Origin of the sequence: Halobacterium jilantaiense (assembly GCF_900110535.1) — an archaeon.
Classification (GTDB): domain Archaea; phylum Halobacteriota; class Halobacteria; order Halobacteriales; family Halobacteriaceae; genus Halobacterium; species Halobacterium jilantaiense.
Window position 1 is genome coordinate 2,396,572 of sequence record NZ_FOJA01000001.1, and the last position, 26,181, is coordinate 2,422,752.

At 69.0% G+C, this 26,181-nt stretch carries 35 protein-coding genes; 18 read left to right on the top strand and 17 right to left on the bottom strand.

Going from position 1 to position 26,181, the window contains the following annotated elements; genetic code table 11:
* Positions 1-126: 126 nt before the first annotated feature.
* Entirely contained in the window at positions 127-621 is a 495-nt protein-coding gene (locus tag BMW35_RS12485) for an Hsp20/alpha crystallin family protein (protein ID WP_089669862.1), read from the bottom strand.
* A complete protein-coding gene (locus BMW35_RS15385; RefSeq protein WP_143052199.1) occupies positions 618-911 on the bottom strand; it encodes a hypothetical protein in 294 nt (97 codons plus the stop codon). Before BMW35_RS15385 ends, BMW35_RS12485 begins: the two co-directional genes overlap by 4 nt.
* A gap of 144 nt (positions 912-1,055) precedes the next feature.
* On the opposite strand from BMW35_RS15385, the gene BMW35_RS15390 reads away from it, so the two are divergent.
* From BMW35_RS15390 to BMW35_RS12510, 5 genes are all read left to right on the top strand, one after another.
* Positions 1,056-1,328 (top strand): hypothetical protein, encoded by a 273-nt coding sequence (locus tag BMW35_RS15390; RefSeq protein WP_143052200.1) that lies wholly within the window; start codon positions 1,056-1,058, stop codon positions 1,326-1,328.
* Positions 1,329-1,699: 371 nt separating this feature from the next.
* On the top strand, positions 1,700-2,953 hold the full coding sequence (locus tag BMW35_RS12495) for an NAD(P)/FAD-dependent oxidoreductase (protein ID WP_089669866.1): 1,254 nt from the start codon (positions 1,700-1,702) through the stop codon (positions 2,951-2,953).
* 129 nt (positions 2,954-3,082) lie between these two features.
* Complete coding sequence (locus BMW35_RS12500) at positions 3,083-3,316, top strand: DUF7979 domain-containing protein (RefSeq protein WP_089669868.1); 234 nt, start codon at positions 3,083-3,085, stop codon at positions 3,314-3,316.
* A 90-nt stretch (positions 3,317-3,406) separates the two neighbouring features.
* Complete coding sequence (locus tag BMW35_RS12505; RefSeq protein WP_089669871.1) at positions 3,407-3,826, top strand: DUF7124 domain-containing protein; 420 nt, start codon at positions 3,407-3,409, stop codon at positions 3,824-3,826.
* Between the two features lie 76 nt (positions 3,827-3,902).
* The gene (locus BMW35_RS12510; protein ID WP_089669874.1) at positions 3,903-4,103 is read left to right on the top strand and encodes a DUF7835 family putative zinc beta-ribbon protein; all 201 of its coding nucleotides are present in this window, start codon (positions 3,903-3,905) and stop codon (positions 4,101-4,103) included.
* Positions 4,104-4,129: 26 nt separating this feature from the next.
* Here BMW35_RS12510 and BMW35_RS12515 read toward each other — a convergent pair whose 3' ends face one another.
* Together BMW35_RS12515 and BMW35_RS12520 are read right to left on the bottom strand one after the other, a co-directional pair.
* Positions 4,130-4,918 (bottom strand): ABC transporter permease subunit, encoded by a 789-nt coding sequence (locus BMW35_RS12515; RefSeq protein WP_089669876.1) that lies wholly within the window; start codon positions 4,916-4,918, stop codon positions 4,130-4,132.
* Positions 4,911-5,810, bottom strand: a complete 900-nt coding sequence (locus BMW35_RS12520) for an ABC transporter ATP-binding protein (RefSeq protein ID WP_089669877.1) — start codon at positions 5,808-5,810, stop codon at positions 4,911-4,913. Before BMW35_RS12520 ends, BMW35_RS12515 begins: the two co-directional genes overlap by 8 nt.
* Positions 5,811-5,916: 106 nt before the next feature.
* On the opposite strand from BMW35_RS12520, the gene BMW35_RS12525 reads away from it, so the two are divergent.
* The gene (locus BMW35_RS12525; RefSeq protein WP_089669878.1) at positions 5,917-6,471 is read left to right on the top strand and encodes a DUF5815 family protein; all 555 of its coding nucleotides are present in this window, start codon (positions 5,917-5,919) and stop codon (positions 6,469-6,471) included.
* 10 nt (positions 6,472-6,481) lie between these two features.
* Here BMW35_RS12525 and BMW35_RS12530 read toward each other — a convergent pair whose 3' ends face one another.
* Positions 6,482-6,892 carry a DUF4112 domain-containing protein gene (locus tag BMW35_RS12530; protein WP_089669879.1) on the bottom strand — a complete coding sequence of 137 codons (411 nt, stop codon included), beginning with the start codon at positions 6,890-6,892 and terminating at the stop codon, positions 6,482-6,484.
* A 102-nt stretch (positions 6,893-6,994) separates the two neighbouring features.
* Positions 6,995-8,020, bottom strand: a complete 1,026-nt coding sequence (locus BMW35_RS12535; RefSeq protein ID WP_089669880.1) for an erythromycin esterase family protein — start codon at positions 8,018-8,020, stop codon at positions 6,995-6,997.
* A gap of 289 nt (positions 8,021-8,309) precedes the next feature.
* Here BMW35_RS12535 and carB point away from each other — a divergent pair, with 289 nt between their 5' ends.
* Entirely contained in the window at positions 8,310-11,438 is a 3,129-nt protein-coding gene (gene carB / locus BMW35_RS12540; RefSeq protein ID WP_089669881.1) for a carbamoyl-phosphate synthase large subunit, read from the top strand.
* A gap of 47 nt (positions 11,439-11,485) precedes the next feature.
* On the top strand, positions 11,486-11,911 hold the full coding sequence (locus BMW35_RS12545; protein WP_143052201.1) for a hypothetical protein: 426 nt from the start codon (positions 11,486-11,488) through the stop codon (positions 11,909-11,911).
* 130 nt (positions 11,912-12,041) lie between these two features.
* Here the strand turns inward: BMW35_RS12545 and BMW35_RS12550 are convergent, their stop codons facing one another.
* A complete protein-coding gene (locus tag BMW35_RS12550; RefSeq protein WP_143052202.1) occupies positions 12,042-12,425 on the bottom strand; it encodes an Ig-like domain-containing protein in 384 nt (127 codons plus the stop codon).
* A gap of 245 nt (positions 12,426-12,670) precedes the next feature.
* Between BMW35_RS12550 and BMW35_RS12555 the strand changes: the two genes are divergently transcribed.
* Positions 12,671-12,865, top strand: coding sequence for a hypothetical protein (locus BMW35_RS12555; RefSeq protein ID WP_089669884.1), 195 nt, complete (start codon positions 12,671-12,673; stop codon positions 12,863-12,865).
* 113 nt (positions 12,866-12,978) lie between these two features.
* Here BMW35_RS12555 and carA read toward each other — a convergent pair whose 3' ends face one another.
* Positions 12,979-14,040, bottom strand: coding sequence for a glutamine-hydrolyzing carbamoyl-phosphate synthase small subunit (gene carA / locus BMW35_RS12560; protein ID WP_089669885.1), 1,062 nt, complete (start codon positions 14,038-14,040; stop codon positions 12,979-12,981).
* Positions 14,041-14,137: 97 nt separating this feature from the next.
* On the opposite strand from carA, the gene BMW35_RS12565 reads away from it, so the two are divergent.
* The 4 genes from BMW35_RS12565 (at position 14,138) to tenA (ending at position 16,494) form a co-directional block, all read left to right on the top strand.
* The gene (locus BMW35_RS12565; RefSeq protein WP_089669886.1) at positions 14,138-14,551 is read left to right on the top strand and encodes an Lrp/AsnC family transcriptional regulator; all 414 of its coding nucleotides are present in this window, start codon (positions 14,138-14,140) and stop codon (positions 14,549-14,551) included.
* Between the two features lie 39 nt (positions 14,552-14,590).
* The gene (locus BMW35_RS12570; protein WP_177170840.1) at positions 14,591-15,214 is read left to right on the top strand and encodes an isopentenyl-diphosphate Delta-isomerase; all 624 of its coding nucleotides are present in this window, start codon (positions 14,591-14,593) and stop codon (positions 15,212-15,214) included.
* 54 nt (positions 15,215-15,268) lie between these two features.
* Entirely contained in the window at positions 15,269-15,694 is a 426-nt protein-coding gene (locus tag BMW35_RS12575) for a desampylase (RefSeq protein WP_089669887.1), read from the top strand.
* Positions 15,695-15,801: 107 nt separating this feature from the next.
* The gene (tenA, locus tag BMW35_RS12580; protein ID WP_089669888.1) at positions 15,802-16,494 is read left to right on the top strand and encodes a thiaminase II; all 693 of its coding nucleotides are present in this window, start codon (positions 15,802-15,804) and stop codon (positions 16,492-16,494) included.
* A gap of 10 nt (positions 16,495-16,504) precedes the next feature.
* On the opposite strand, the gene BMW35_RS12585 is transcribed toward tenA, so the two are convergent.
* On the bottom strand, positions 16,505-16,738 hold the full coding sequence (locus BMW35_RS12585; protein ID WP_089669889.1) for a DUF7977 family protein: 234 nt from the start codon (positions 16,736-16,738) through the stop codon (positions 16,505-16,507).
* On the bottom strand, positions 16,738-17,781 hold the full coding sequence (locus BMW35_RS12590; RefSeq protein ID WP_089669890.1) for a zinc-binding dehydrogenase: 1,044 nt from the start codon (positions 17,779-17,781) through the stop codon (positions 16,738-16,740). The genes BMW35_RS12585 and BMW35_RS12590 overlap by 1 nt, the downstream gene beginning before the upstream one ends.
* 72 nt (positions 17,782-17,853) lie before the next feature.
* Here BMW35_RS12590 and BMW35_RS12595 point away from each other — a divergent pair, with 72 nt between their 5' ends.
* Entirely contained in the window at positions 17,854-18,492 is a 639-nt protein-coding gene (locus BMW35_RS12595) for a MogA/MoaB family molybdenum cofactor biosynthesis protein (RefSeq protein WP_089669891.1), read from the top strand.
* A gap of 63 nt (positions 18,493-18,555) precedes the next feature.
* On the opposite strand, the gene BMW35_RS12600 is transcribed toward BMW35_RS12595, so the two are convergent.
* The gene (locus tag BMW35_RS12600) at positions 18,556-18,969 is read right to left on the bottom strand and encodes a hypothetical protein (RefSeq protein ID WP_089669892.1); all 414 of its coding nucleotides are present in this window, start codon (positions 18,967-18,969) and stop codon (positions 18,556-18,558) included.
* 155 nt (positions 18,970-19,124) lie between these two features.
* Between BMW35_RS12600 and BMW35_RS12605 the strand changes: the two genes are divergently transcribed.
* The 3 genes from BMW35_RS12605 (at position 19,125) to BMW35_RS12615 (ending at position 20,472) form a co-directional block, all read left to right on the top strand.
* Positions 19,125-19,829, top strand: a complete 705-nt coding sequence (locus BMW35_RS12605) for a 5-formyltetrahydrofolate cyclo-ligase (RefSeq protein ID WP_089669893.1) — start codon at positions 19,125-19,127, stop codon at positions 19,827-19,829.
* Positions 19,830-19,913: 84 nt separating this feature from the next.
* A complete protein-coding gene (locus BMW35_RS12610) occupies positions 19,914-20,204 on the top strand; it encodes a hypothetical protein (protein WP_245708176.1) in 291 nt (96 codons plus the stop codon).
* A gap of 37 nt (positions 20,205-20,241) precedes the next feature.
* Positions 20,242-20,472 (top strand): hypothetical protein, encoded by a 231-nt coding sequence (locus tag BMW35_RS12615; protein WP_089669894.1) that lies wholly within the window; start codon positions 20,242-20,244, stop codon positions 20,470-20,472.
* Here the strand turns inward: BMW35_RS12615 and BMW35_RS12620 are convergent, their stop codons facing one another.
* Genes BMW35_RS12620 through pyrG form a run of 5 tightly spaced genes read right to left on the bottom strand, consistent with a single transcriptional unit; the run spans position 20,473 to position 24,966 of the window.
* Positions 20,473-20,787, bottom strand: a complete 315-nt coding sequence (locus BMW35_RS12620; protein ID WP_089669895.1) for a cupin domain-containing protein — start codon at positions 20,785-20,787, stop codon at positions 20,473-20,475.
* 25 nt (positions 20,788-20,812) lie between these two features.
* Positions 20,813-21,979 (bottom strand): hypothetical protein, encoded by a 1,167-nt coding sequence (locus BMW35_RS12625; RefSeq protein WP_143052203.1) that lies wholly within the window; start codon positions 21,977-21,979, stop codon positions 20,813-20,815.
* A 37-nt stretch (positions 21,980-22,016) separates the two neighbouring features.
* Positions 22,017-22,337 (bottom strand): DUF7126 family protein, encoded by a 321-nt coding sequence (locus BMW35_RS12630; protein WP_089669897.1) that lies wholly within the window; start codon positions 22,335-22,337, stop codon positions 22,017-22,019.
* A 50-nt stretch (positions 22,338-22,387) separates the two neighbouring features.
* The gene (gene guaA / locus BMW35_RS12635) at positions 22,388-23,305 is read right to left on the bottom strand and encodes a glutamine-hydrolyzing GMP synthase (RefSeq protein WP_089669898.1); all 918 of its coding nucleotides are present in this window, start codon (positions 23,303-23,305) and stop codon (positions 22,388-22,390) included.
* Entirely contained in the window at positions 23,305-24,966 is a 1,662-nt protein-coding gene (gene pyrG / locus BMW35_RS12640; RefSeq protein ID WP_089669899.1) for a glutamine hydrolyzing CTP synthase, read from the bottom strand. The genes guaA and pyrG overlap by 1 nt, the downstream gene beginning before the upstream one ends.
* Positions 24,967-25,137: 171 nt before the next feature.
* Here pyrG and BMW35_RS12645 point away from each other — a divergent pair, with 171 nt between their 5' ends.
* Positions 25,138-25,356: a hypothetical protein gene (locus BMW35_RS12645; protein ID WP_089669900.1), complete on the top strand. Its 219-nt coding sequence runs from the start codon at positions 25,138-25,140 to the stop codon at positions 25,354-25,356.
* Positions 25,357-25,556: 200 nt separating this feature from the next.
* Here BMW35_RS12645 and BMW35_RS12650 read toward each other — a convergent pair whose 3' ends face one another.
* Positions 25,557-26,162, bottom strand: a complete 606-nt coding sequence (locus BMW35_RS12650) for an alpha/beta hydrolase (protein WP_089669901.1) — start codon at positions 26,160-26,162, stop codon at positions 25,557-25,559.
* Positions 26,163-26,181: the final 19 nt, after the last annotated feature.

Genomic DNA, 26,181 nt, shown 5'->3' on the forward strand with positions numbered 1-26,181 from the left:
GCGTAAGCCGCGGGTACCGGACTCTGGCTGCCGTAACGGTCGCCCTACCAAGACCGTTTCGCCTCGTGTGGGTGTGCTTACCAGTGTTGGGGCGAGAAATCGAAAAAAATCGGAGCGGCCGGTCGGCTACTGGAAGCCGATCTCGTGTCGCCGGTCGTCCTCGTCTTTCGGGACGCTGATGCGGCAGACGCCGTTGTCGTGTTCGGCCGTCGCCTGTTCGGGGTCGACGTGGCCCGGAAGCGCGATTGCGCGCTCCAGTCGGAGCGGTCGCTCCTGAAGGAGCGCGTGCCCCCCCTCGATCGAAGCGGGAGCGGCGTCGTCGCTCCGGTCGGCGGTCACGTAGACGTTGTTCGCGTCCGCGTGGACGGTGATCTGGTCTTCCTCGAAGCCGGGCGCGTCGAGCAACACCACCAGTTCGTCGTCGGACTCGACGACGTCGGCGCTCGGTGTCGCCGCCGGCGGCTGGTACTCCGCCGGCTCCGCCTGCTGCTGGCTCGCGACCGCGCCGGAACCGGCGGTCTGTGGCGACGGGGTCGTCGCTCCGACCGGCGTCCGTCCGGTCGCGTCCCAGGCGGCCGCCGTGTACGGAACGCCCTGCGTGGTCCGGTGGCGGTCAGTCATCGCATCGACTGCTGAGCGCCCGGCGGCTGCATCCCCGTCGACTGCTGGCTGCCAACCGGCTGCTGGTGCTGTTGCTGACCGCCCACTGGCTGGCGCTGTTGCTGCCCGTCGGAGTGTCGCTGGCGGCCCTGTTCGGCTCCGAGAGCGACGCCCAGCTGCGGGACGACCTGTGCGAGCTGCTGGCTGCTGAGGCCGAGCCGCCGCCCCAGCGTCTCCGCGAGGAGCTTCGTGTCGGCCGACTCGACGTACTGCCGCGTCTGGCGGTTCTCTTCGACCGGCTGGCCGCTCATCTGGGACTGTGGCTGCTGAATCCCCATCTGGGACTGCGGCTGCTGGAACTGCGACTGCGGCTGTGGGATGCTCTGTGACTGCGGCTGCTGGAGCTGAGACTGTGGCTGCTGCTGGCTGTTCTGTGGCTGCTGGCCGCCCTGAGTGTGGGGCTGCTGTCGAATCTGGGACTGCGGTCGCTGCTGGCCACCGATTTCGGACTGCGGCTGCTGAATGCTCCGAGCGCCTGGCTGCTGCTGGCCGACCATCTGGGACTGTGGCTGCTGAAGCTGGGGCTCTGGCTGCTGGGTCTGTCGGGGGCCCTGTGGCTGTGCGACCTCGCGCTGTGGTGGCTGTCGTGTGCCCTGGCGCTGCTGGCTGGGCTGCTGGACCTGGGACTGCTGGCCGATCTGGTCGGGCTGCTGTTCGACTGTCGATAGCTGTGGCTGCTGGAAGCTTGGCTGGCGCTGCATTGTGGAATCAGTCCCCGCGAGGGGACACTCGGACCGACGACCCGACGGGTGATAAAGCGGCCAGATGGTTCACGAGAATTCAGCCGTCTCACGCCTCGTAAGGTGGTATTACTGGCGTGCGGAGGGCCAGTAGCTGGAACGCGCCGCCGACCGGTCGAGCGCGTCTGGGTGAGCCTACGGTGACGAAGTGTCGGCGTACTCGGCGACCGCCCGGGTGAGTCAGCGCCGTCGGGTAACTTCCGCACACATCGGCAACTGTTTGCAAGGCGCGAAGCCCCCGAATTCGGGCCGCCGAGGAGATAGCAATCCACTTTAACCCAGAAGGCGTGGCCTCGGGTATGAGCGAGTCGTACGTGATAATCGGTGACGGTATCGCGGGTAGTTCCGCTGCCGAAGCCCTCCACGAAGAGGCCCCCGAGGCCGACATCACAGTCGTAACTGACGAGGGCGAGACGCTGTACAACCGCATCCTCATCAAGGAGTTCGCGAAGGGGAAGCTCCCGGAAGCCCCTATCAGTATCCACGACCCGGACTGGTACGACGAGCGCGACATCGACCTCCGGCTGAACACCCTGGTCACGGAAGTCAACCCCGACGCCCACACCATCGAGACCCACGAGGGCGACGAAATCGGCTACGACAAGCTGCTCGTCGCGGCGGGCGGGACGCCGAACCAGCTCCCCGTGGAGAACTCCGACGCGGAGGGCGTCCACCACTTCTGGACGTTCGAGGACGCGCGCCGCATCCGCGAGCACGCCGAGGACGCCGACACCGGCGTCGTCGTGGGCGCGGGCCTGCTGGGCATCGACCTGGCGGCCATCTGCGGCGGGCAGGACGTGGACGCGAAGTACCTGATGCGCGGGAACCGCTGGTGGCGGTACGCGCTCAGCGAGGAGGGCGCGGAAATCATCCACGATGGGCTCCGCGAGAAGGGCGTCGAGCCGGTCTTCGAGTCCGGCGCGGACCACTTCGAGACGAACGACGACGGCGAGGTCGTCGCGACCGTCGACGGGAACGGCGAGCGCCACGAGTCGGACTTCGTCGGCGTCGCCATCGGCCTGGACTTCAACGTCGAGATTCTCCAGGACACGGACGCCACCATCGAGAACGGCGTCCACGTGGACGAGTTCATGCGCACCGACGTCGAGGACATCTATGCGGCCGGTGACATCACGCAGTACTGGGACACCATCCTCGACCAGCGCGCGCAGAACGGTTCCTGGGGCTCCGCGAAGCAGCAGGGCGCGCTCGCGGGGAAGACGATGCTCGCGGACAGCGGCCACGACGTCGACATCGAGCCGTTCCGCTGGGTGTCCTCGTACTCCATCACGCACTTCGACTTCCCGTTCCTCTCCTTCGGCTTCCCGACGCTGGGCGACGAGACCTGCGAGCGGAAGTACAGCGACACGGAGTGGCGGCAGCTCGCGTTCAAGGACGGCCAGCTCGTCGGCGGCGTCCTCATCGGGAACCTCGCGCCGCAGTCGAAGTACAAGCAGCTCATCAAGGACGAGGCGGTCGTCGCGGACCAGCAGGACGTCCTGCTGCAGGAGAACTTCGACATCGAGGAGCTCGCGACCGCGACCCAGCAGTAGGCGGCCTCCGGCACCCGGTTCTCGCGTACGACTCACTCCGTTTCTGGCCTGCATCCGGGCGACGACCGCCGACAGGCTTATGCCTATATATGTGGTACGTTATCATGGCACACTAGTGCCGGTGATTGGATGAACGCAACAATCCACGCGACCGAAGCCGAGTCCCCCGCCGCGGCCGCCACAGACGGCGGCACCCACGCGCCGGTCAGGGACTTCGACGAACTCGACGACCGCGCACAGGCCGTACTCCACGAGGCAGCCGCCGACGGCACTGCCCTCATCGACGACGAGGACGCCGCGGCGTTCACAGACGGCGAGGTCGTAAAGTTCACCGGCTACTACCGCATCACCGTCGCGCGCTGACCCCGTGCCCGACTGCCGGACTCGTGGTCCGAGTCCCACACCCCTACCCCAACCGAAGCCGTTTTTCCCGTTCGCGTCCGAGCGTTCGTCATGAGCCAATCCGGCGGGAGCACGGACATGACACTCGCGTTCGAGCTGTCCGCGCTGAAGGAACTCGCCAAGCCCGGGACCGCGTTCGCCGGGGCGCGACAGTGGACCGAGTACGTCGGCGTGGTGTCGGACGAACCCACGTACGTCGTCACGAACTTCACGCGCAAGCGCCGCATCCGCCAGGACTTCTTCTCCGGGCCGAAGAGCCGGAAGGACAGCCTCGAATCCGTGAAAGGCCAGTTCGACACCGAGCGCCACGTCTTCGTCGGCACGAGCGACGAGGACCGCGCGCTCGCCGAGGAAGTCGGCTGGGAGTACCTCTCGCTGGAGGACGCCGCGGAGAACGCCGACTGGGAGCTCGCGGAGGACGACGAGCCGGACGCCCTCCCCGGTGAGCCCGACCGCGACGACTGGCCGTAGCCCGAGTCGCCGCCGGACCCAATTCGTTTAGGCGACCGAGACAAGGCGGCGGCAGCCCTGTGTTCGGTCGACACAGATGTCCGGTCACCCACCCGACGCCGAGGCGATGGTCGAGCCGTGCTCGAACTGCGACCGCGAGACGCCACACTCGGTCACCGTCGAACTGCGGACGGAGAGCGACGGTGCAGCGAACCCGTCGTTCTCGCGGGAGCCGTACCGCGTCACGGAGTGCCGGCGCTGCGGCGAGGCGCTCGCCCAGCGGATGAGCGACGCCTGACCCGGCCGCTGTTCTCCTGTATCGCGTCAGTTCACGTCCGTCTGCCGGAAGTACAGCTGGCTGACGGCGACAAGCACGACCGTCCCGACTGCGAGGATGGCGGCCCCCGCGACGTCGTAGATGCCGTCCACGAGGATGGCCGTCGGGTCGAAGTACCGCATCGGCGCGACCGCCCCGACCCACGCGTAGTCCGTGCTGGTGAGCAGCGATTCGAGGAGGAACAGCGCGAAGACGGTGCCGGCGGCACCGCGCTGGGCGACGCTCGCGCGGCCCGCGACGACGCTGAACGCGAGGCCGATGGCGGCGCACGCGAACAGGTACGGCAGCGAGAGCGCGTGGACGACGGCGAGGTCGACCGCGCCGACGGGGTGGCCGATGGCTCGCGTCGCGACCCAGGTCGCGGCGGCGACGACGACGTTGACGAGCACGATGCCGGGTGCGAGCGAGAGGAACTGCTCGCCGACCAGCCGAGCGCGCGAGACGGGCAGCGACAGCAGGACGTCCATCCGGCCAGACTCCACGTCGCCCGCGACGAGGGAGGCGGCGCTGTACGCGACGTAGAGCCCGAGCAGGATGACCCACGCGAACTGGTAGAGTTCGGTCGCGAGGAAGCCCTCGATGGTGTTGAACGCGCGCAGCCCGAACGCCTCCACGAAGACGGGCGGGAGCGCGCCCACGTACTCGGCGAGGTCGAGATTCCCCGTCAGAGACGGGAAGAACGCGGCGTACATGGCGCTGAACGCCGAGAGGCCGACGGCCAGCCCGAGCATCCCGAGCAGTCGCCTGCGGGCGCTGTACCGCGCGAGTTCAAGCACTCGAGTCACCTCCGTAGAACTGGAGGAAGACGTCTTCGAGGGGCGCTTCCTCGACGTCGAGTTCGAGCAGCGAGTGCCGGTCGAGTTCGTCGACGAGCGCGTCCATCCCGCCGGTGTACGTCAGGGAGACGCGCGTCGCGCCGTCGACGCGTTCCATCGTGAGGTCCGAGACGCCGGGGAGGTCGAAAGCGTCTGCGGGTAGGTCGCCCGCGACCCGAGCCCGGACGACCTTCCCGCTGCGGTCGAGCAGCGACTGGACGTCCTCGACGGCGACCAGCCTCCCGTCGCGGATGACGGCGACGCGGTCACAGACCCGCCGCACCTCGCTGAGGACGTGGCTGGAGAACAGCGCGGTGACACCGCGGTCGCGTTCCGCGCGGAGGAAGTCGTTGAACCGCGCCTGCAGCAGGGGGTCCAGCCCCGACGTGGGTTCGTCCATCACGACGACCTCGGGGTCGTGCATGAACGCCTGGACGACCCCGAGTTTCTGGACGTTCCCCGTGGAGTACTCGCGAATCTTGCGGTCCAGCGGCGGGTCGAACAGGTCCAGTAGCTCCGCGCGCCGGCCGCCGCCCTTGATGGACTCGTGGAGGTCGAGAATCTCTCGGCCGGTCGCCTGCTCGTCGAACTGGGGGTTCGAGGGGAGAAAGCCGGTGTCGGCGAGCGCCTCGAGGCGCTCGGACTCGACGGTGGTGTCGTGGCCGAGGACGGCGACGCCGCCGGACGTGGGGGACTGCATCCCGAGCAGCGTCCGGATGGTCGTCGTCTTGCCCGCCCCGTTCGGACCGAGGAACCCGAACACTTCGCCGGCTTCGACGCCGAACGAGGCGTCGTCGACTGCGGTGAGGTCGCCGTAGCGCTTCGTGAGCGAGTCGACCTCGATGACTGCCATGCGGAGGGGTCGACAGCCGCCGGCATGAATGTTTCCCGGGCGGCGATGCGCGTACACCGGCTGCGCTCCGCGGGGCTTAACCACCGCGGCCGCCAACTGGTCGGTGATGACGGAGCCACGCGTCCCGGGCACGGACGAGGACGACGACTGGGTCGACTTGCCGTGTGGCGAGCGCGCCCACATGAAGGACTTCGACCTGGGGATGCGGGAGTACGCGTGCTCGTGTGGCGACACGCACGCGGTCGTGATGGACATGCACCCGCCGTCTCGGTTCTTCCCCGAGTCCATCGCGGACGTGCTGCGGGAGACCGTCGAGCCCGCCGAGAGCGACAACTTCGACGAGTTCGGCACCCCGCACCTGATGGGCGCGGTGATGGAGCAACTGCCCGAGGAAGTCACCGCGGTTGAGGCCGCCAACGACGGCAGCGTCGGTTACGCGATGCTGTGGGTGACGGAGATGGACGGCCGGGAACTCCACGAGGTCGTCGTGGAGCTGATGGTGGAGTTGATGGACCACGCCGTCAGTCACGCCGACGACGCGGCGGCCGAACAGTTCGAGGCGCAGATGGCGGAGTTCGACGTGAGCGAGTTCGTCGACGCCTACCGGGGTGCCCGCGAGTGGGACGACGAGTCCGGGCCGCGGGACGCCGACGCGCGCTGACTGGGTCTCTCTAGTCGTCGCTCACGCGGATTTCCGTGACCGAGAGGTCCTCGAGCGCGAGCGCGAGGTTGCGCTTGTTCGCCTTCCACCCCGCGTCGAAGAGGTCACCGACCACGGGGATGGAGCCGATGCCGGTGTCGAGGAGAACGTTCACGAGCATCGCGGCCAGTTTCCCCCGGGAGACGCCGAGGCGCGCGGACTCGGCGACGAGGTACAGGGAGATTGCGCCCGACGCGGCGTCGCCGCCGACCGGCAGTACGCCGAGAAGCGGGTCGATACCCACCCTGTAGTTCGTGCCGGGGACGGGAATGGCGTCGTCGAGGGCCCACGCCACGACTTGCATGCGCTTGACGGCCGCTTGGTTGACGTCGTCTGGCAGGTCGTCGAGGTCGAACTCGCCGCCTGGCTCAGATTCCAACATGGCCGAACAGAGGAGTCCCCGGCTGATAAGACTCGCTGGCCACTGGTTGGCCGGCTTGTTACCGACTGCGGCGACGCGGCCGGCGCGCCGAAGTGGCCTCGGTCAGTTTCCGAGTGGGCGTGCGCGGGTGGTCTCCGGAATCCAGCACAGGGCGTCGAACGCGTCCGTGTAATCGTAGGTCAGCAGCCTGTCGGTGGCGTTCCTGTCCGGGTCGAACGTCGCGCCGGTCTCGAAGTGCGGGCGGCGAGCGAGCCAGTCAGTGAGCCGTTCCTCGTCGCGTGCCGACCGGAGGTCGACGACCGCTGGCGAGTCGACCGCGTCGTCGAGCGCGGCCTCGATGGTGTCGTCCAGCGGGTCGTCGAGTTCGTGACCGGTGAGCTCGTTCTCCGTGTCTTCGGCGGTGTCGATGGCCTGGAAGCCGCCGCGAGCGAACGCGAATCCGAGCGCCCAGTAGTCGTCGCCGTGGCGGACGGCGAGGTGCTGGCCGAGCGAGGGGACGCGCTCGCCGTACTGGAGCCCGGTACGGGCGACGTGCGCGTCGTGAGCCCAGACTGAGAGCGTGTCCGTGCCGGTGAACGCCCGCACCCACTCGGCGTTCTCGGCCATCGCTTCGTCCCGGACCTGTGCGTGCGCCAGCGTGTCGGCCTCCCGGGGGTCGTCGGGGACGTGGCGCTTGCGTTCGGTTGCCTGTTCGAGCACGCGGCAGTGCCGCCGTGCGAGCGCCACGCGGTCCTCGCTGGTCGTGGCGGCGTACTCGCCGCTGTGCGCATCGAGCTGGGCCCGAATTCGGGGAACGAGACGGTCTGCCGCGGCGACCCGCTCGTCGACATCGTCGTCCTGCTGGGGCGGGATGCCGCCGTCGGCCGCTTCGTCGAGGTCGCCGCCCACGCCGTCGAGGAAGTCCGGGTCCACCGTCTCGAAGAACGCGCGGAGCGCGTCGACGGGGCCCTGTGTGTACTGTGCGTCGACGCCGAAGAACCGGACGTCGGCGAGGCGGTCGCGGAGCGCGTCGAGGTCGTCCGCGGGGAGTTCGGGGTCCGTCCCGTGAAGTTCGGTCGCGTGGGTTGCGAGTTCGGTGAGTCGGTCGGTGTGCTGTGCCGTCGTCGTCGTGGTGCTGTCGTCTGTCATCGTCGGTGTGTGGCTGTCGCTGCGGCCGCGGTGGCCGTCGCTGGGCGAGTGAGAACGTGGTGTAGCCGGCGCTACCGCGCTGTGCGGGCCCGGCGGGGTGACCCCAGCGTCACCGACGGACGAGCTTCATGCGACCGGAGACACGGACGCAGCGTAAGGCCGTTTGGGTGGTGTGGTTGTCGTTGGCGTGATTCGGGCGGCGGATTGCTACGATTTTCGTAATTGAGTTCCGAGCATCGCACAGTTCCGTGTAGCTTATTACGATGACCGAACTTCGGTCGAGTAACACATGAGCGAGGACGACCGGACGATTCTGCTCATCGGGAGTGGACCGATCCAGATCGGTCAGGCAGCGGAGTTCGACTACTCGGGCGCACAGGCCTGCCGAGCGCTCCAGGAGGAGGGCGCACGGGTCGTGCTCGTGAACTCGAACCCCGCGACCATCATGACGGACCCGGAGATGGCCGACGCGGTGTACATCGAGCCCATCGAGCCCGACGCCATCGCCGAGGTCATCGAACAGGAGAACCCGGACGGCGTCATCGCCGGGCTCGGCGGCCAGACCGGGCTGAACGTCACGGCCGAGCTCGCCGAGCAGGGCGTCCTCGACGAGCACGACGTGGACGTGATGGGGACGCCGCTGGACACCATCTACGCGACCGAGGACCGCGACCTGTTCCGCCAGCGCATGGAGGACCTCGGGCAACCGGTGCCCGCGTCGACGACCATCGACCTCGGCGACGACGAGACGGTGACCGACATGGACGAGGTCGCGCTCCGCGAGCGCGTCGACGACGCGGTCGAGGCGGTCGGCGGGCTGCCGGTCATCGCCCGCACGACGTACACGCTCGGCGGCAGCGGCTCCGGCGTCGTCCACGACTTCGAGGAGCTGGTGAGTCGCGTGCGGAAGGGCCTGCGGCTCTCCCGGAACTCCGAGGTGCTGGTCACGGAGTCCATCTCGGGGTGGGTGGAACTGGAGTACGAGGTGATGCGGGACGCCGGCGACTCCTGTATCATCGTCTGCAACATGGAGAACATCGACCCGATGGGTATCCACACGGGCGAATCGACGGTCGTCACGCCGAGTCAGGTCATCCCGGACGACGGCCACCAGGAGATGCGGGACGCCGCGCTCGAAGTCATCCGCGACCTCGGCATCCAGGGCGGCTGCAACATCCAGTTCGCGTGGCGCGACGACGGCACACCGGGCGGCGAGTACCGCGTCGTCGAAGTGAATCCGCGCGTCTCCCGGTCCTCCGCGCTCGCGTCGAAGGCGACCGGCTACCCCATTGCCCGCGTCACGGCGAAGGTCGCGCTCGGCAAGCGCCTCCACGAAATCGAGAACGAGATCACGGGCCAGACCACCGCGGCCTTCGAGCCCGCAATCGACTACGTGGTGACGAAGGTGCCGCGGTGGCCGAACGACAAGTTCCCCGAAGTCGACTTCGAACTCTCCACGGCGATGAAGTCGACCGGGGAGGCGATGGCCATCGGGCGCACCTTCGAGGAGAGCCTGCTGAAGGCGCTGCGGTCCTCGGAGTACGACCCGAGCGTCGACTGGAACGAGGTGGGCGATGACGAGCTCCGCGCCGACTACCTCGAATCGCCGACACCGGACCGCCCGTACGCGGTCTTCGAGGCGTTCGAGCGCGGCTTCACCGTCGACGAAGTGAACGACCTCACCGGCTACCGCGACTGGTACCTCGAACGCTTCCAGAACGTCGCAGCGGCCTCCGCGGCCGCCAGCGAGGGCGACTTCGCGACGCCCGCACAGCTCGGCTACACGAACAGCGAAGTCGCCGAACTCGCCTCCGACGGCGGTGACGTGGCGGTCGGGGACGTTGAGGAGTCGGCTCCCGACCGGACGTTCAAGCAGGTCGACACCTGCGCGGGCGAGTTCGCCGCCTCGACGCCGTACTACTACTCGGCGCGCTCCTCGGGGTCCACCCGGAACGAGGTGCAGGCCGACCGGGACGCCGAGAGCGTCGTCATCGTCGGCGGCGGCCCAATCCGCATCGGACAGGGCGTCGAGTTCGACTACTGCACGGTCCACGCCGTCCGTGCGCTGCGCGAGCAGGGCATCGAGACCCACGTCGTGAACAACAACCCGGAGACGGTGTCGACGGACTACGACACCTCCGACGGCCTGTTCTTCGAACCCATCACCGCCGAGGAGGTCGCGGACGTCGTGGAGACGACGAACGCCGACGGCGTGATGGTGCAGTTCGGCGGCCAGACGAGCGTCGACGTCGGCGACCCGCTCGAAGCGGAACTGGAGCGCCGCGGCCTCGACTGCGAGGTCATGGGGACCAGCGTGGACGCGATGGACCTCGCGGAGGACCGCGACCGCTTCAACCGCCTCATGGGCGAACTGGGCATCAGCCAGCCGCGGGGCGGCTCCGCGACGAGCGAGTCCGAGGCGCTCGACCTCGCGAACGAGGTCGGCTACCCGGTGCTGGTTCGCCCGAGCTACGTGCTCGGCGGGCGCGCGATGGAAGTCGTCCACGACGACGACGAACTCCGCCACTACGTCGAGGAGGCGGTCCGCGTCAGCCCGGACAAGCCGATTCTCGTCGACGAGTTCCTCGCCGACGCCGTCGAACTCGACGTGGACGCCGTCTCCGACGGCGAGGACGTGCTGCTCGGCGGCGTGATGGAGCACGTCGAGTCCGCCGGTGTGCACTCCGGTGACTCGGCGTGCGTGATTCCGCCCCGGAGCCTCGACGACGACACCCTCGGCCGGGTGCGGGAGGTCACCGAGGAAATCGCGCAGGCGCTGGACACGGTCGGGCTGCTGAACGTCCAGCTCGCGGTGCAGGACGGCGAGGTGTACGTCCTCGAAGCGAACCCGCGCTCGTCCCGGACGGTGCCGTTCGTCTCGAAGGCGACGGGCGTCCCCATCGCGAAGCTCGCGGCGAGGGTGATGGCGGGCGAGTCACTGGCCGACCTGGGTGCTAGTGAGGGCGTGCCCGAGCAGTACAGTGTCAAGGAGGTCGTGCTGCCGTTCGACCGCCTGCCGGAGTCGGACCCCCGGCTCGGCCCGGAGATGAAGTCCACGGGCGAGGTCATGGGCACCGCCAGCGACCCCGGGATGGCGTACTGGAAGGCACAGACCGCCGCGTTCAACGCCCCCGAGCCCGGGTCGACGGCGGTCGTCGACCTTCCGGTCGAGGGCTTCGACGAGCACTTCGAGGTCGCCGAGACCGAGGACGTGCCCGCGGCAATCCGTCGCGGCGAGGTCGAGTTCCTCGCGAGTGACGACCAGGCCGCGCTGACGACGGCCGTCGAGGAAGAGATTCCCTACGTCTCCACGGCTGCTGCGGCCGAGGCGATGCTGGAGGGGCTGGCGGCCGCCGACGGCGACCTCGATGTCGCGCCGGTCGGTGACCGCCCGATTCGCGACGAGACCTGGGGCTGAACGCGACCGGCCACACGGTGTAGTAGCAGTGCGCCGTCGGACCCGCCGTGAGGCGGAGTCGCAGGCGGTTGGCAGTCGTCCTCGTCGTCCTCGCCGTCGGCTACCTGCTCGTCGGTAGCGGTCCGCTCGTCGGTGGGGGCGGCCAGCAGCAGGACTTCGAACCGTACCCCGAGCCCCCCGACCGGCTCACCGACGAATCGGCAATCGAGGCGGCGGCCCGGCACGAACGCGCGTACGTCGACCGCGAACTGGGAACGAACGGGAAGGTCCAGCCCTACGTGGTCGCGGCGACAGTCACGGGCAGAGAAGAGACCGTCCTCGCGCGCAACGAGCCCGGCGTCTACGTCCGCGTGAAGCAGCCATTCGGCTACTCGACGCGGTCGGCGGACGGCGACGGCCGCACGAACACCACGTACCTCGTGACCGAGTCGGCAGTCGAAGCCGTGTTCCGGGAGCGAGGAGCCTACGTGTAGTCAGAGTAGCACGCGGACGACTGTCAGGGTAGCAGTCCCTCTCGTTGTCGTCCCCCGAGTGCCGCTGTCCCCAGTACCCGGTTTGGCGGCGAACGATTCGGCTCCGAGTACCTCCCCGCCGACAGCTCGTTCACGGCGTGACCGTATCGAACTCGACAGTATCGTTCTGCACTCGGACTTGCAGGGACTGGTCTTCGGAGGTGACCGCCCACGCGTGTTGTCCTGACAGCTCCCCGGCCGTCTGAACGGTGGCGCTGAAATCCCCTGAGTCGGGGAGTGCGTCAGGGTACTCCGAGGCCTGACTGGGCTCGATGGTGGCCGTGTCCGACAGGACAGTCTCCCCGGTGGAGCGGTCCGTGACTTCGATGGTGACTTCGACGCTCTCGCCGGTCTGGTTGAACACGACAACATCGGGGTTCGTCTCTGAGAGGATAGACGAACAGCCGGCGAGCATCGCCAGCGACGCAGGTGGTACTGCGCAGAGCAGGGCACGCCGTGATACTGTGCGTTCCATGTGGGTGTTGAGGCGCGCTGGCGGTATATCTGCAGGCGCGAGATTTCACCCGGTGCGGTCGCTCGGACAGATTAATAATCGAGACACAAGTTAGCAGTTGTGGCCTGATTCGAGGCTCGGACGGCTAAATCCGGGTACTGGATCGGGGCCGACCGGCGCTCGGCGCTTCGGCCGAAGCCGAAATGGAGTGGCTGTGTAGTGTAACTCGAACAACTATTTTGTGTGCGTGTTCATACTGTCTGGGTATGACGCCAATATTCCAACGAGACACGTCCTCGCTCGGCACCGTCATCGGAATCGTTGTCGTTGCCGTCGCAATCCTCGGACGACTGCTCTTCGACTGGTCGTGGTCCAACCCCGACTCGTTCGTGCCAGCCCTCATCGGTGCCATCGCAGCCGCCGTCGCAGCATGGTATCTGGTCCAGCAAGCCCGGAGCTGACGGCTGAAACGCCACTGCGACGAACGCGGCAGCCAGACAGTATCGAGAAGAGGGCGCGACTCCACGGACGGCTTCGGGCGTCCCGGCAGTGGACCGCCGCAGTCAAAACGCCGTCAGTCGGCGGCGGGTGTCACTCGACGCGTCTCGGGCATCGCGAGCACGTCGTCGAAGAAGTCCAGCGTGTCGTTCGGGCCGGGGTTGGCTTCGGGGTGGTACTGGCGGGTGAGGACGCCGAGTTCGTCGGAGTCGAGGGCCTCCGGCGTGTCGTCGTTGACGTTGACTTGCGTGACTTCGAGGTCGCCGGGGTCGGCGACGGTGTAGCCGTGGTTCTGCGTGGTCATGACGACGCGCCCGGAGTCGTGGTCGAGGACGGGCTGGTTGACGCCGCGGTGGCCGAACGCCATCTTCTCGGTGTCGCCGCCGAGCGCGCGGGCGACGACCTGCTGGCCGAGACAGATGCCAGCGACCGGGACGTCGCCGACGTACTCGTCGACGAGACGTTCGGCGGCGTCGAAGTTCGCGGGGTCCCCCGGGCCGTTCGAGACGAACAGCACGTCGGGGTCGATTGCGTCGACGTCGGCGGGCGTGGCGTCGTAGGGGAGGCGGTGGACCGTGGCACCGCGGTCGACGAGCGAGTCGACGATGGAGCGCTTCGCCCCGCAGTCGACGAGCGCCACGTCGGTGTCGCCGTCGCCGTAGGTCCGGACGCTGTCGACGCTGACGCGCGCGCCGATGTCCGTGAGGTCCGAGAGTTCCGGACAGTCAGCGAGCTGGGCGCGGGCCTCCGCGGGGCTGGCGTCCGGGCCGGCGGAGACGCCGACCTGCATCGCGCCGCCCTCGCGGATGTCGAGGACGAGGTCGCGGGTGTCGAGGCCGTCGACGGCGGGGACGCCCTCGTCGCGAAGCCAGTCGGCCACGTCGTCGGTGAGTTCGCGGGCGACGACGGCGCTCGGGTGGACGCGGTCGGACTCCATGCGGTCCTCGCGGACGCCGTAGTTGCCGACGAGCGGGTACGCGAACGTGAGCACCTGTGCCTCGTAGGACGGGTCGGTGAGACTCTCCTCGTAGCCGGTGTAGGCGGTCGTGAACACGAGTTCGCCCCGCGCCGCGCCTGGCGCGCGGGCGTTCGCCTCGACGACGTCACCGGTCTCCAGCGCGAGGTAGGCGTCTGTCATTACGAGATTCACACGAAGCTCGGAAGTATAAACCTTCCTTTCGAAGCTGAGTTACGATTTTCGCAATCCTTTTTGTGTGGGTGCCACAACGGAGGGTATGGACGACGTCGACCGTCAGATTCTGGACGCGCTCCGGCGAGACGCCCGAACGCCGTACACCGAAATCGCCGAGGACATCGGCGTCAGCGAGGGCACCGTCCGGAACCGCGTCGACCAGCTCATCGAGGACGATGTCATCGAGCGCTTCACCGTCGCCACCTCCACGGGCAACGTCAAGGCGATGATCGAAATCGGGGTCGCGATGGACGTCGACACGAACGAGGTCGGCGACCGGATGGTGGAGTGGGACGCCGTCGACCACGTCTGGCAGGTCTCCGGCGAGGACGACATCGTGCTCGTCGTCGACGCCGCGGACACCGGCGGCGTCAACGACCTGATGACCAAAGCCCGCGAACAGGAGTCGGTCGTCTCCACGCGCACGCGGCTGATTCTCGACGAGAAGCTCGGCTGAGTCGAAGCGCTATTAGGGAGGGTGGTCGTCCGTGAGCACATGAGCGAGACCGAGCCGAGCGTCCCCGTGGAGTCCGAACGGGACGACGAGACGGCCGAGAACGCCGAGCAGGCTGTCGTCGCGGTCGACGCCTTCGACGAGCGCGAGGGACTGGCCAACCGCCTCGACGCCCACACCGGCGACGGCGTCCGCCACCGCGCGTTCACCTGCCTGCTGTTCGACGAGGACGGTCGCATCCTGCTCGCGCAGCGCGCCGAACGCAAGCGCCTCTGGGACACGTACTGGGACGGCACCGTCGCCAGCCACCCCGTCGAGGGCCAGAGTCAGAAGGAGGCTACCCGGGAGCGCCTGGAGGAGGAACTCGGCATCACCGCCGACCAGTACGGCGACCTGGAGGTCACGGACCGCTTCGAGTACAAGCGCCGGTACCTCGACCAGGGCCTGGAGTGGGAGGTCTGTGCCGTCCTGCAGGCGACGCTCCACGACACGAGCTTCGACCGCGACCCCGAGGAGGTCGGCGGCGCGATGTGGGTCGACTACGAGGACCTCTACGAGAACCCCCGGTACTACCGCCAGCTCCGGCTGTGCCCGTGGTTCGAAATCGCGATGCGCCGGGACTTCGAGGACGACGCCGACCCGGTCCCGGACGGCGAACGCGAGTAACGCAGCGCCCGCCCGACCCCCCGATTTTTCAGTGCCGACCGCGAATGCGGAGCCGTGCTGGTCCTCACGCGCGCCGCCTACGACGCCGTGCTCGACCACGCGCGAGCGGACGCGCCCCTCGAAGCCTGCGGGGCGTTCGTCGGCGAGCGCGTCGAGCGCGAGGACGGCGGCGTCGTTCGGCGCGTGACGGCCGTTCGCCGCGTCCCGAACGTCGCCGACGCGCCCCGAGTGCGGTACGAACTCGACCCGGAGACGACGCTCGCGGTGTTCGACGAGGCGGAGGCGACCGACCGGGAGGTCGTCGGGTTCTACCACTCTCACCCGTCTGGGCCGAGCCACCCGAGCGCGTCCGACCGCGAGCACGCGCGCTGGCCGGACCACGTCTACGTCGTGGCGTCGCTGGCCGCCCGGCCGCCGACGCTGGACGCGTGGCTGTGGACCGGCGAGACGTTCGAGCGTCAGGCCGTCGCCGTGCGCTGAGCGGCTACGCCGCGACCGCCCCGACACGAATGCTCTGCGGGCGAGCCGATGTGTATTACTTGGTTATACCACTAGATTATTTGCCGCTGGTCGTTCACGGGCTACGTATGGCGTTCAGCGACACGCTCCTCGCAGAGGCCGAACCGGTCTGGGACGCGCAGTACGACCACCCGTTCGTCACGGAACTCGCCGCCGGCACGCTCGACGACGACGCCTTCCGGCACTGGGTCGAGCAGGACTACCGCTACCTGCTGGACTACGCCGACGTGTTCTCGCTGGCGGCCGCGCGCGCCGACGACGAACAGACGACCACCCGGCTAGCGGAGACCGCACACCGCGTGGTCGCGGACGAACTCGACCTCCACCGCGAGTTCGCCGCCGACTACGGCCTCACTCCCGAGGACCTCGAAACCGTCGAGAAAGCGCCGACCTGTCAGGCGTACACGGACCACCTCGTCCGCGCCGCCCGTGAGGGCGGACTGCCAACGGTCGCAGCCGCCGTCTACCCCTGCGGTCAGGGCTACCTCGATGTCGCCGACCACATGGCGGAACTGGCGGTCGACGAGCACCGCTACACGCCGTTCGTCGAGAAGTACACCAGCGACGCGTTCCGCGAGACCGTCGCGTGGATGCGAGAACTGGTCGACCGACTCGCCGACGAGCGACCGGGCGCTCGCGAGGACATGCGGGCGGCGTTCCACCGGAGCGCGCGCCTCGAACACGACTTCTGGGAGATGGCGTACACGCAGGAGACGTGGTCGGTGTCGCCGCGCCGCGCGCCCGACGCGACCGCGGACTGACCGCGTCGCGTCAGCCGCGAATCGCCGTCCAGACGCCGACCAGGCCCAGAAGAACCGCGGGAATCATCGGAATCGTGAGGTAGGTGTCGCGGAACCCGAGCCCGAAGCTCCCGGGCCCCACCCAGTAGATGAACGCGGGCGCGGCCAGCCCGCAGAGCGCGAGGACGGCGACCAGAAGCCACTGCGCGCGCTTGCTCATGTCGTCGGTACCGGCGGCCTCCTGGGGTTCGTGGGTCTGGACCATCAGTCGAGTTCGCTGTCGGGTCTAACGACTACCTTCCCAAAGCCCTCCCGGTTCTCCAGCAGTTCGTGGGCGCGCGCCGACTCGCTCATCGGCAACACGTCCCGGATTCGGACGTCGAAGGTGCCGTCCCAGACGTGTTCGAGGGCGTCGTCCACTTCGCCCGGGGTCGCCATCGTCGACCCGAGGATGTCCAGTTGATTCCAGAACACGCGCTGGACGTGAGTCTCGGGCCGGCCACCGGTGGTCGCGCCGCAGGTGACGAGCCGGCCCCCCTTCGCCAGCGACTGCAGGGAGTCGTCCCAGGTCGCCTCGCCGACGTGGTCGACGACCACGTCGACGCCGCGCTTGCCGGTCTCCGCGCGAATCTCGTCGGCGAAGTCCGCTTCCTCGTAGTTCACGACGTGATCGGCACCGAGTTCCTCGGCGTACCGGAGTTTCTCCTCGGTGCTCGCCGTCGCGTACACCTCCGCGCCGGCGTGGTCGGCAATCTGGACGGCCGCGTGGCCGACGCCGCCGCTCGCCCCCAAGACGAGCACTGACTCGCCGGGCGAGACGTCCGCTCGGGTGTTCAGCATCCGCCACGCCGTCTGGAACACCAGCGGTGCGGCCGCCGCCGTCTCCCAGTCGACGTGGTCGGGCACCGGGACGAGGTTGTCCGCCGGAATCGCGGCGTACTCGCTGTGGACGCCCGGCACGTGCTCGCCGATGACGTGGAAGGACGCACACAGCGGGTACTCGCCGTTCCGACAGAACTCACAGTCCCCACACGAGACGCCTGCAGAGAGCGCGACGCGGTCGCCCGCCGAGAAACGCGTGACGGCCGCGCCGACCTCGGTGACGACGCCCGCGCCGTCGCTGCCCGGCACGTGGGGCATCTCCAGGTCGAGGCCGGGCATCCCGCGGCGCGTCCACACGTCGAGGTGGTTGAGCGCGCCCGCCTTCACGTCCACCAGTACCTCGTCCCGCCCGACCTCGGGGTCCGGGACCTCGTCGTAGCCGATGACCTCGGTGTCGCCGTGGCCGTCGAACGTGACAGCGTCCATGCGCGACGACTCGGGGCGACCGACCAAAACTGTGGGGTCTACGCTTTTGCCGTCGGCCTCCCTACTCCCGCCATGGTCGACTTCCAGTCGAGGGACACGCGCCGCAGCAGCGACGAGGACGACGAACCGCCCGACGCGCCCGACGAAGCCGAATCGGCGGACGACAGTCACGACGAGGAGGACACACACCACGACGACGAGGAGACGCACACCGACCACGACCACCACGACCACGACGCCGCCGCCGTCGGCGCGGCGGTGCTGACGGTGTCCTCGACCCGGTCGCTCGACGACGACCCCGGTGGGGACGCAATCGTCGACGCGCTCGAAGCCGACGGCCACGAGGTCGTCACCCGGGAACTCGTCACGGACAGCTACGACCGCGTGCAGGGCGCTCTCGACAACCTCCTCGGACGGAACGACGTCGATGTCGTCGTCACCACCGGTGGGACGGGCGTCACCCCCGACGACGTCACTGTGGACGCCGCGCGGCCGCTGTTCGACCGCGAGCTACCGGGGTTCGGCGAACTGTTCCGCCGGCTCTCCTTCGAGGACATCGGGACGAAGGTCGTCGGGTCGCGGGCGACCGCCGGCGTCGTCGAGGGGACGCTCGTCTTCTGTCTGCCGGGCAGCGAGCGCGCCACGCGGCTCGGCACCGAGGACGTCATCCTCCCCGAACTCCCGCACCTCGTCGGGCTGGCGAACCGCTGACGGGCGTCCGGACGGCGGCGCGAGTGACACGTGAGAGAACGAACGGGCTGGACTCAGCCGGCGTTACGCCGCGGCCTGCGCGGACGCGTTCTCGGCCGTCTGCTCGCCGTCGCTGCCGAGCAGGCCGCCGAGCGCGTCGCCGAGGTGGTCGACCTCGTCGTTCAGGAACGAGCCGATGGTCTCGTGAACCTCACTGACGTGGTCGGGGACCTGACTCGGCAGGTCGGTCGGTGGGCCCTGCGCGGCCGCGGTGTCGTCGCCTGCGCCGGCCGCAGGCACGTCACTCGGCGGGCCGGCGTCGACGGCCGTCTCGTCGCCGTCGGTGGCGTTCTCGTCCGTGTCGCCCGCGGTACGGTCGGCTTCCTCGGGCGCGTGGTCGTCGGCCGGTTCGGCTGGCGCGGCGGCACCGGCGGCGACCGCCCCCGCGAGGAGGACGGACGCGGCGACGGCGACCGCGAGCAGTGTTCGAGCGTTCATCGCACTCGGGGCGAAGCGCCACACCCACTTCAACCGGGGAAGCCGTGAATCCTACTTCCAGTGTTTCAGGCCGCCTCAACTCCGATTAACTGGAGTTGGGTCGAGTTTTCCGGGCGAACGGGAACGACTACGGGGCCAGCCCCGAAACCGAACGTATGGACAAGCAGGCGCTCCGCGAGCGCGTCTGGGACGACCTCGAAGCGAGCGGTGTCGCCCGGTTCCCGTTCCCGCCGCACGGCCGCATCCCCAACTTCGCGGGAGCGAGTGAGGCCGCCGACCGGCTCACCGGCACCGAGGCGTGGCGGCAGGCGGACACCGTCAAGGCGAACCCCGACGCCCCCCAGCTCCCCGTTCGACGCGCGGCGCTGCGCGCCGGGAAGACCCTCTACGCCGCCGTCCCGCGGCTCCGCGACGAGGACTGTTTCCTCCGCATCGACCCGGCGACCGTCGACGACGTCGACGCGGCGACGACCGTCTCCGGCATCGGGGAGTACGGCGAGCCCGTCGGCCCCGAGGCGGTCGAGCCGATCGACCTCGTGGTCTCGGGGAGCGTCGCCGTCACCGAGCGCGGCGAGCGCGTCGGGAAGGGCGAGGGGTACAGCGACCTGGAGTTCGCGCTCCTCCGGGCGTTCGACCGCGTCGACGACGACACGACCACCGTCACCACCGTCCACGAGCGACAGGTCGTCGACGACGCCGTCCCGGCCGGCGACCACGACGTGCCGATGGACCTCGTGGTCACGCCCGAGCGCACCGTCGACACCGAGTACGAGGGCGGCAAACCCACCGGCATCGACTGGAACGCGCTCGGCGAGGACCGCATCGCGGAGATTCCGGTGCTCGGGCGGCTCCGGGAGTAGCCGTCAGTTCCGGTCGCCGGTGAACACGCTGTCGGGGTTCGGCGGGACGAAGTTTAAGCGGGAGAACGCCGTACTCGCCTGTAGATGCCGTCACCGAGCGACGACGCGGCCGGCGAGCCCACCGGGAGCAGCGACGCCGCGACCACGTCGGCTCCCGACGCTGAGGCCGACGCGGCGGCAGCGCTGTCCGCGGCCATCGACGCCCGGGACGGCGACCCGGAGTGCGACCGCTGCTCGAAGCCCGCCGACTACTTCCTCTACGAGCCCGGCCGGGTCGAGACGTTCGTCTGCTGGGAGCACGTCAGCCCGTTCTCGGCGGCCGTCGACGACCCCGAGGACGCGCGGCCCGGCCGCCCGCTCGCGCTCTCGCTGTGACCGGAACGCGTTTGTTCTGTCCCGGACACCGGACCGTATGTCGCTGGCCCTCCTCGCGAGCCCACAGGCCGAGATGCTCTCGGCGTTCGTCATCGTCGGCGTCCTGCTGGTCGGGATTCCGACCGTCGGCATCTACCGGGACGCCAGCGCGCACAGCCCACGGCCGGTCACGTGGACCGCCGCCATGGCTGTCGCGGCCGCCGTCGTCCCCCTGCTCGGACCTCTGGGGGTCTGGTTCCTCTACACGAGCGTCGAAGTCCGGCGGTAGTCACCCCATCGGAGCCATCGTCGCCGTGAACACCGCCGCGGCGTCCGAGTCGTTGCGGGCACCGTGCGGGACGCCGCGCTCGTGGACGACCACGCCCGGTGCCGTCACGGCCTCCTCGTCGTCGCCCTGCACGACGACCACTTCGCCCGAGAGCACGTGGAAGGCGTTCGTCTGGTCGGCGTGCTCGTGGGGGTCGACTGCTGCGCCGGGACCGAGCGCGAACGCCTTCACGAGCGCGTCCTCGCTGACGAACAGTTCCTCGGTGACGACCTCGCCCTCGTCGGGGTCGACGTCAGGATAGCGGTCGAGTGCCATACCGGCGAGACGCGGGCGAGTGACTTCAGTTTCGGGCCGAGACGGTGACGTTCCCGGCGGTTCCCGAGACGGTCGCGTTCTCGACGAACGCCTCACGACCCGAGAACACCACAGTCGTCTCGTCGTCGACCGCTTCGACGCGAAGCGGCTCGGAGACGTTCGCCTGGAAGTCGCCGAATCGTTCCCTGAACCCTGTCGCTGCGGCGGGTTCGTCCCAGCGCACCACCCACGCGTGGCCGTTCCCCAATTCCGATTTGAACGTCGCGATTCGGCTGGCGCCCCAGCCAGCGGTCGCTCGCGCGGCTTGGTCGCGTGGCAGGCCGGCCTGGAGAACCGCCCGAAGGCGGTCTTCGCCGGTCGGTTCGACGGCCGATTCGTCGGCGATGCCGTAGGCGCCGGATTCGGCCTCGACGGTCAGCGAGGGGGCCTGCTCGCTGCCCGGCCCCAGGCCGCGAAGCACTTCTTCGGCGGCTCGCGGCGGGTCTGCGAAGGTGGACGCCAGCGGCGCGTCGGCGTCGGCGTGTGTCCGGACCCACTGGGCACCGTAGTAGTACGCCGCGGCGCCCCGCCAGTCGAGCGGGTCGTCCGTCGCCAGGTCGGCAACCTCCGCTGCTTCCGGGCCGTAGTCGAGATAGCGGTCGGCGTACTGCCACTCGACGTACTCAGCCGCCCCCTCCCAGGTGGCCATCCGGGCGAACACGTTCCGAATCTCCGGCCGCTCCACGTCGGCGTGCCACTGGTAGACGTGCGCGAACTCGTGTGCGAGCCGCGCCTCCAGTTCGGCGTCGGCCATCGCCGGCGACCGGAACAGCCGGACTTCGTCGTGCGTCCGGTTGTACGTCCCCTTGAGCGCGGGCCCGGCTCGCGTGAAGTTCGTCGCGCCGAAGGACCGCTGGAAGCGAGTCGGCTGGTAGTCGGTGCTGTTCGCGCCGGCATCCACCACGACGCGAGGCGGCTCAGGCGCGTCGACGCTCACGAGGTCCCCGACGCGCTGCCAGACCGCGGTGGCGTTCGCGTCGCCGAGGCTGGCGCCGCGCTCGGTGACGCTGACCGTCACCGACGACGCCGGCTCGCCGGTCGCCGTCTCCGAGACCGTCGTTTGTGGGTTCTCCGGCGTCTCGGCGGGTGGCAGAGCACTGCACCCGGCTACGACGAGGAGGAGGACGGCAGCGAGCACTACAGTTTTTCGCACGCTCCGCGGATTCGAAACGACCGATGAAAAGTGTTTCTTACGCCACCAGTTCTTCCGCGACGGCGGTTACGTCCAGCAGCGCGGGGTCGACGGTCAAGTCGAGGACGCCCTTGACGAACTCGGGGACGCCGTCGCCGGTGTACGCGACGGTCCGCAGGTCGGGGTTCAGTTCGTGGGCGACGGGCACCGCGGTGGCTTCGGCGACGTCGACGACGACTAGCAGGTCGGCGTCCGCGGCTCCGGCGTCTTCGAGGCGCTCGCCGGACGCCACGCCTTCGAGGCGCGTCACGTCGACGCCCTCGGCTTCGAGCGCGTCGGCGATGTCGGCGTCCGCGGCTCCGACGACGATTGCGTGCATACTGGTGGCTCGGGGCGGCTGGCTGAAGAACCTGCCGAGTCCGAGGAGAACTACTCGTACTCGATGGTGGCGGGCGGCTTGTGGGTCACGTCGTAGACGACCCGGGACACCTCGTCGATGGTGCCGGCGATGCGGGACTGCAGCCGCTGGAGCGTCTCCCACTCCAGTTCCTGTGCGCGGGCGGTCATGCCGTCCCGCGACTCCACGGAGCGCACGGCGACGACGTGGCCGTGGACGCGGTTGTCGCCCTTGACGCCCGTGGCGCGGCCGAGCACGGCGGCGAACGCCTGCCACGGCTCGTACTCTTCGAGCTCCTCCTCGACGATGTGGGTCGCCTCCCGGCAGACCTCGACCTTCTCGGGCGTGACCTCGCCGACGATGCGCACGGCGAGCCCCGGGCCGGGGAACGGCATGCGCTCGCTGATGATCTCCTCGAGTCCGAGGTGGCGCGCGACCTCCCGGACCTCGTCTTTGTAGAGATCGCGCATCGGCTCCACGATGCCGTCGAAGCCGACGCGCTCGGGCAGCCCGCCGACGTTGTGGTGGCTCTTGATGGTGCCCTCGCTCTCGATGCGGTCCGGGTAGATGGTGCCCTGCACGAGCTGGGTCGCACCGACCTCCTCGGCGACCGTCTCGAACTCCCGGATGAACTGCTCGCCGATGCGGTGGCGCTTCTCCTCGGGGTCCGTGACGCCAGCCAGCTCGTCGAAGAAGCGGTCCTGCGCCTCCACGACACGGAGGCTGTCCATGTAGTCGAAGACCTCTCGGATCTCGTCGGTCTCGCCCTTCCGCATCAGGCCGGTGTCGACGTAGACGGGAACGAGCTGGTCGCCGACCGCCTCGTAGGCGAGCGCGGCCGCCGTCGAGGAGTCGACGCCGCCCGACAGCGCGATGATGGCCGTCTCGTCGCCGAGTTCCTCGCTGATCTCCTCGCGGGCGTCGTCGACGAAGGAGTCGACGTCCACCATCAGTTCGTCACCTCCGCGCCCGCGTCGTCGCGAGCCGGGTCCACGTCCGCGCGTTCGAGCACGGCGTCCAGCAGTCCGACGAACGGCGGGCTCGCCCGGGTCGGCCGGGAGCGGTACTCGGGGTGGAACTGCGTCCCGAAGAAGAACGGGTGGTCGTCGTACTCCACGATCTCCATGCGGTTGCCGGCCTCCCCGGAGAACGTCAGGCCGTCGCTGGTGAGGTCGTCGATGTACTCGGGGTTGACCTCGTAGCGGTGGCGGTGGCGCTCGGTGCAGGACGTGCCGCCGTACAGGTCGGCGGCGAGCGTCCCCGGCTGAATCTCGGTCTCGTGAGCGCCGAGCCGCATCGTGCCGCCGAGGTCTTCGAGGTCGTACTGCTCGGGCAGCAGATCGATGACGGGGTACTGCGTCTCGTCGTCGATCTCGGTGGAGTGGGCTCCCTCCCAGCCGAGGACGTTCCGCGCGTACTCCACGACCGCGAGCTGGAAGCCCAGGCAGAGTCCGAGGAACGGCACGTCGTGCTCGCGGGCGTACCGAATCGCCTCGATTTTGCCCTCGGTACCGCGGGAGCCGAACCCGCCCGGCACGACGATGCCGTCGGCGCGCTCGATGCGGTCCTCGTGGTGGTCGTGCATCTCCTCGGAGTCAACCCAGAGGACGTTGACGTCAACGCCCGCCTCCAGGCCGGCGTGCTTGAGCGCCTCGTGGATGCTCATGTAGGCGTCCTCCAGAGCGTACTTCCCGACGAGCGCGATGTCGACCTCGCCCGTTCGCTCCCGGGTGACGAGGTCGCGCCACTCGGTCGAACGCTCTTCGGCGGGGAGCGCGTCGTCCGCGATGTCGAAGCGCTCCATGACGTACTCGTCGAGGCCCTCCTCCTCGACGGTCAGCGGCACGTGGTAGACGTCCTCCACGTCCGGGTTCGAGAACACGGCGTCGGTCGGCACGTCGCAGAACAGCGCGATCTTCTCCTTGACGTCCGGGTCGAGTCGGTTCTCGCAGCGCCCCACGAGGATGTCCGGCTGGAGACCGATCGACCGGAGTTCCTTCACGGAGTGCTGGGTCGGCTTGGTCTTCTGCTCGCCGTTCTTCGAGTACGGCACGAGCGTGACGTGCGTGAACAGGATGTCCTCGTCGTCTTCCTCGTGGCTGAACTGGCGAAGGGCTTCGAGGAACGGCATCCCCTCGATGTCGCCGACCGTGCCGCCGACCTCCACGAGGCAGACGTCGCTGCCCTCGGCCGCCTCGCGGATGCGGCGCTTGATGTCGTCGGTGACGTGCGGGATGATCTGGACGGTCTTCCCGAGGTAGTCGCCCGAGCGCTCCCGCTCGATGACGTTCTGGTAGACCTTCCCCGTGGTGACGTTGTGGTCGGAGGTCATGTCCTCGTCGAGGAACCGCTCGTAGTTCCCGAGGTCGAGGTCGACCTCGCCACCGTCTTTCAGCACGTACACCTCGCCGTGCTGGTAGGGGTTCATGGTGCCTGCGTCCACGTTCAGGTACGGGTCAATCTTCACCGCAGTAACGTCGAAGCCCGCGTTCGAGAGCAGTCGTCCGAGACTCGCCGCCGTGATGCCCTTCCCCAGGCCCGACATCACGCCGCCAGTCACGAACACGAACTTGCTCCCGAGAGAGGGGTCGTATCCGGTCTCCGTCGGCATACTGACCGTCCGGCAGGCGCGGCAAAAACCGTTTCGGGACGCCGGTCGCGCGACAGACCGTCCCACCCGGGCGCGCCGGTCCCACGACCCGCCACCTCGGACGTGTGGCGGAGGCGCTGGCCGAACCGGGCTGGTGACAGATTTTTGTGAGTTCGGCGGTAGGTCGGAGACGTGAACGTCTTTCTCGTGGCCGTGGGTGTGTTCTTCCTCGTCTGCTCCGTGTATCCGTACACCCGTCCGATGGACGTGCGCAGTTTACCTCCCCCCCGCGAATGGCAACAGACTCCCCGACAGGCCGAGGAGACACAGCGGGAGTACGCGTTTGCGCTGGCCGTCTCTCTCACCATCCTCGGCGTGCTGTCTCTCGCCGCCGGCCTGCTGATGGGCTGAACTGGCGGTACGCCGACCGGTCCCCGTGCGGTGCTCTGAGAACGGACAGCTACCGGCGGTTTCCCGGCCCGATCTCGGATTACCTCGGGCGGAGAGATGTCTCCCACGCGCCGACCGGTCCGACCCACCTGCCCACAGAACCCCCAGAAGACGGAACGTCGCCCCGTTCGACATCGACGAGCGTCCCCCGAGCGAGCGCGCTAGCAGGCGTCGAGCAGGAACGGCCCGACCGTCTCGGCGACCGTATCGAGTTTCCCGACGAAGAAGTGGTCGCTGTCGAGCTCCACGAGTTCGCAGTCGAGGTCGCGGGCCGCGTCGACGACTGGCTCCCAGTCTGCCGTGTCGTCCCGCGTCGCGTACACCACCTGCAGAGGGGCCGTCACGTCCGCGAGCGCGGCGGCGGCGTCGAGGTCCGCGGGCAACTCCGCCGCGGGTGCCAGCAGCGACACCGCGCACAACCCGACCTCGGTCGTCGCGGCGGCGAGCGCGGCAATCGAACCGCCGAAGCTGAACCCGAAGACGCCCACGGTGTCGTAGCGCTCGGCGGCCCAGCGGAGCGCGTTCCGGGCGTCCTCGCGTTCGCCCAGCCCCTCGTCCCAGTCGCCGTAGTCGAAGCGCAGACACGCGACGCCCGCGTCGACGACGTACTCGGAGACCGCTTCCAGCCGCGCGTCGCCCCGGTGGCCGCGGTGCTGCGGGTGGGGCGGGCACGCCACGATGCACGCGGTCGCCTCGGTGTCCTCCGGCTCGTCCAGCGTCGCTTCGACGTCTCTGACTCCCGGAACGAGTACCGTCTCCTGTCGCATGCCGCTCAGTTCGCGTCCG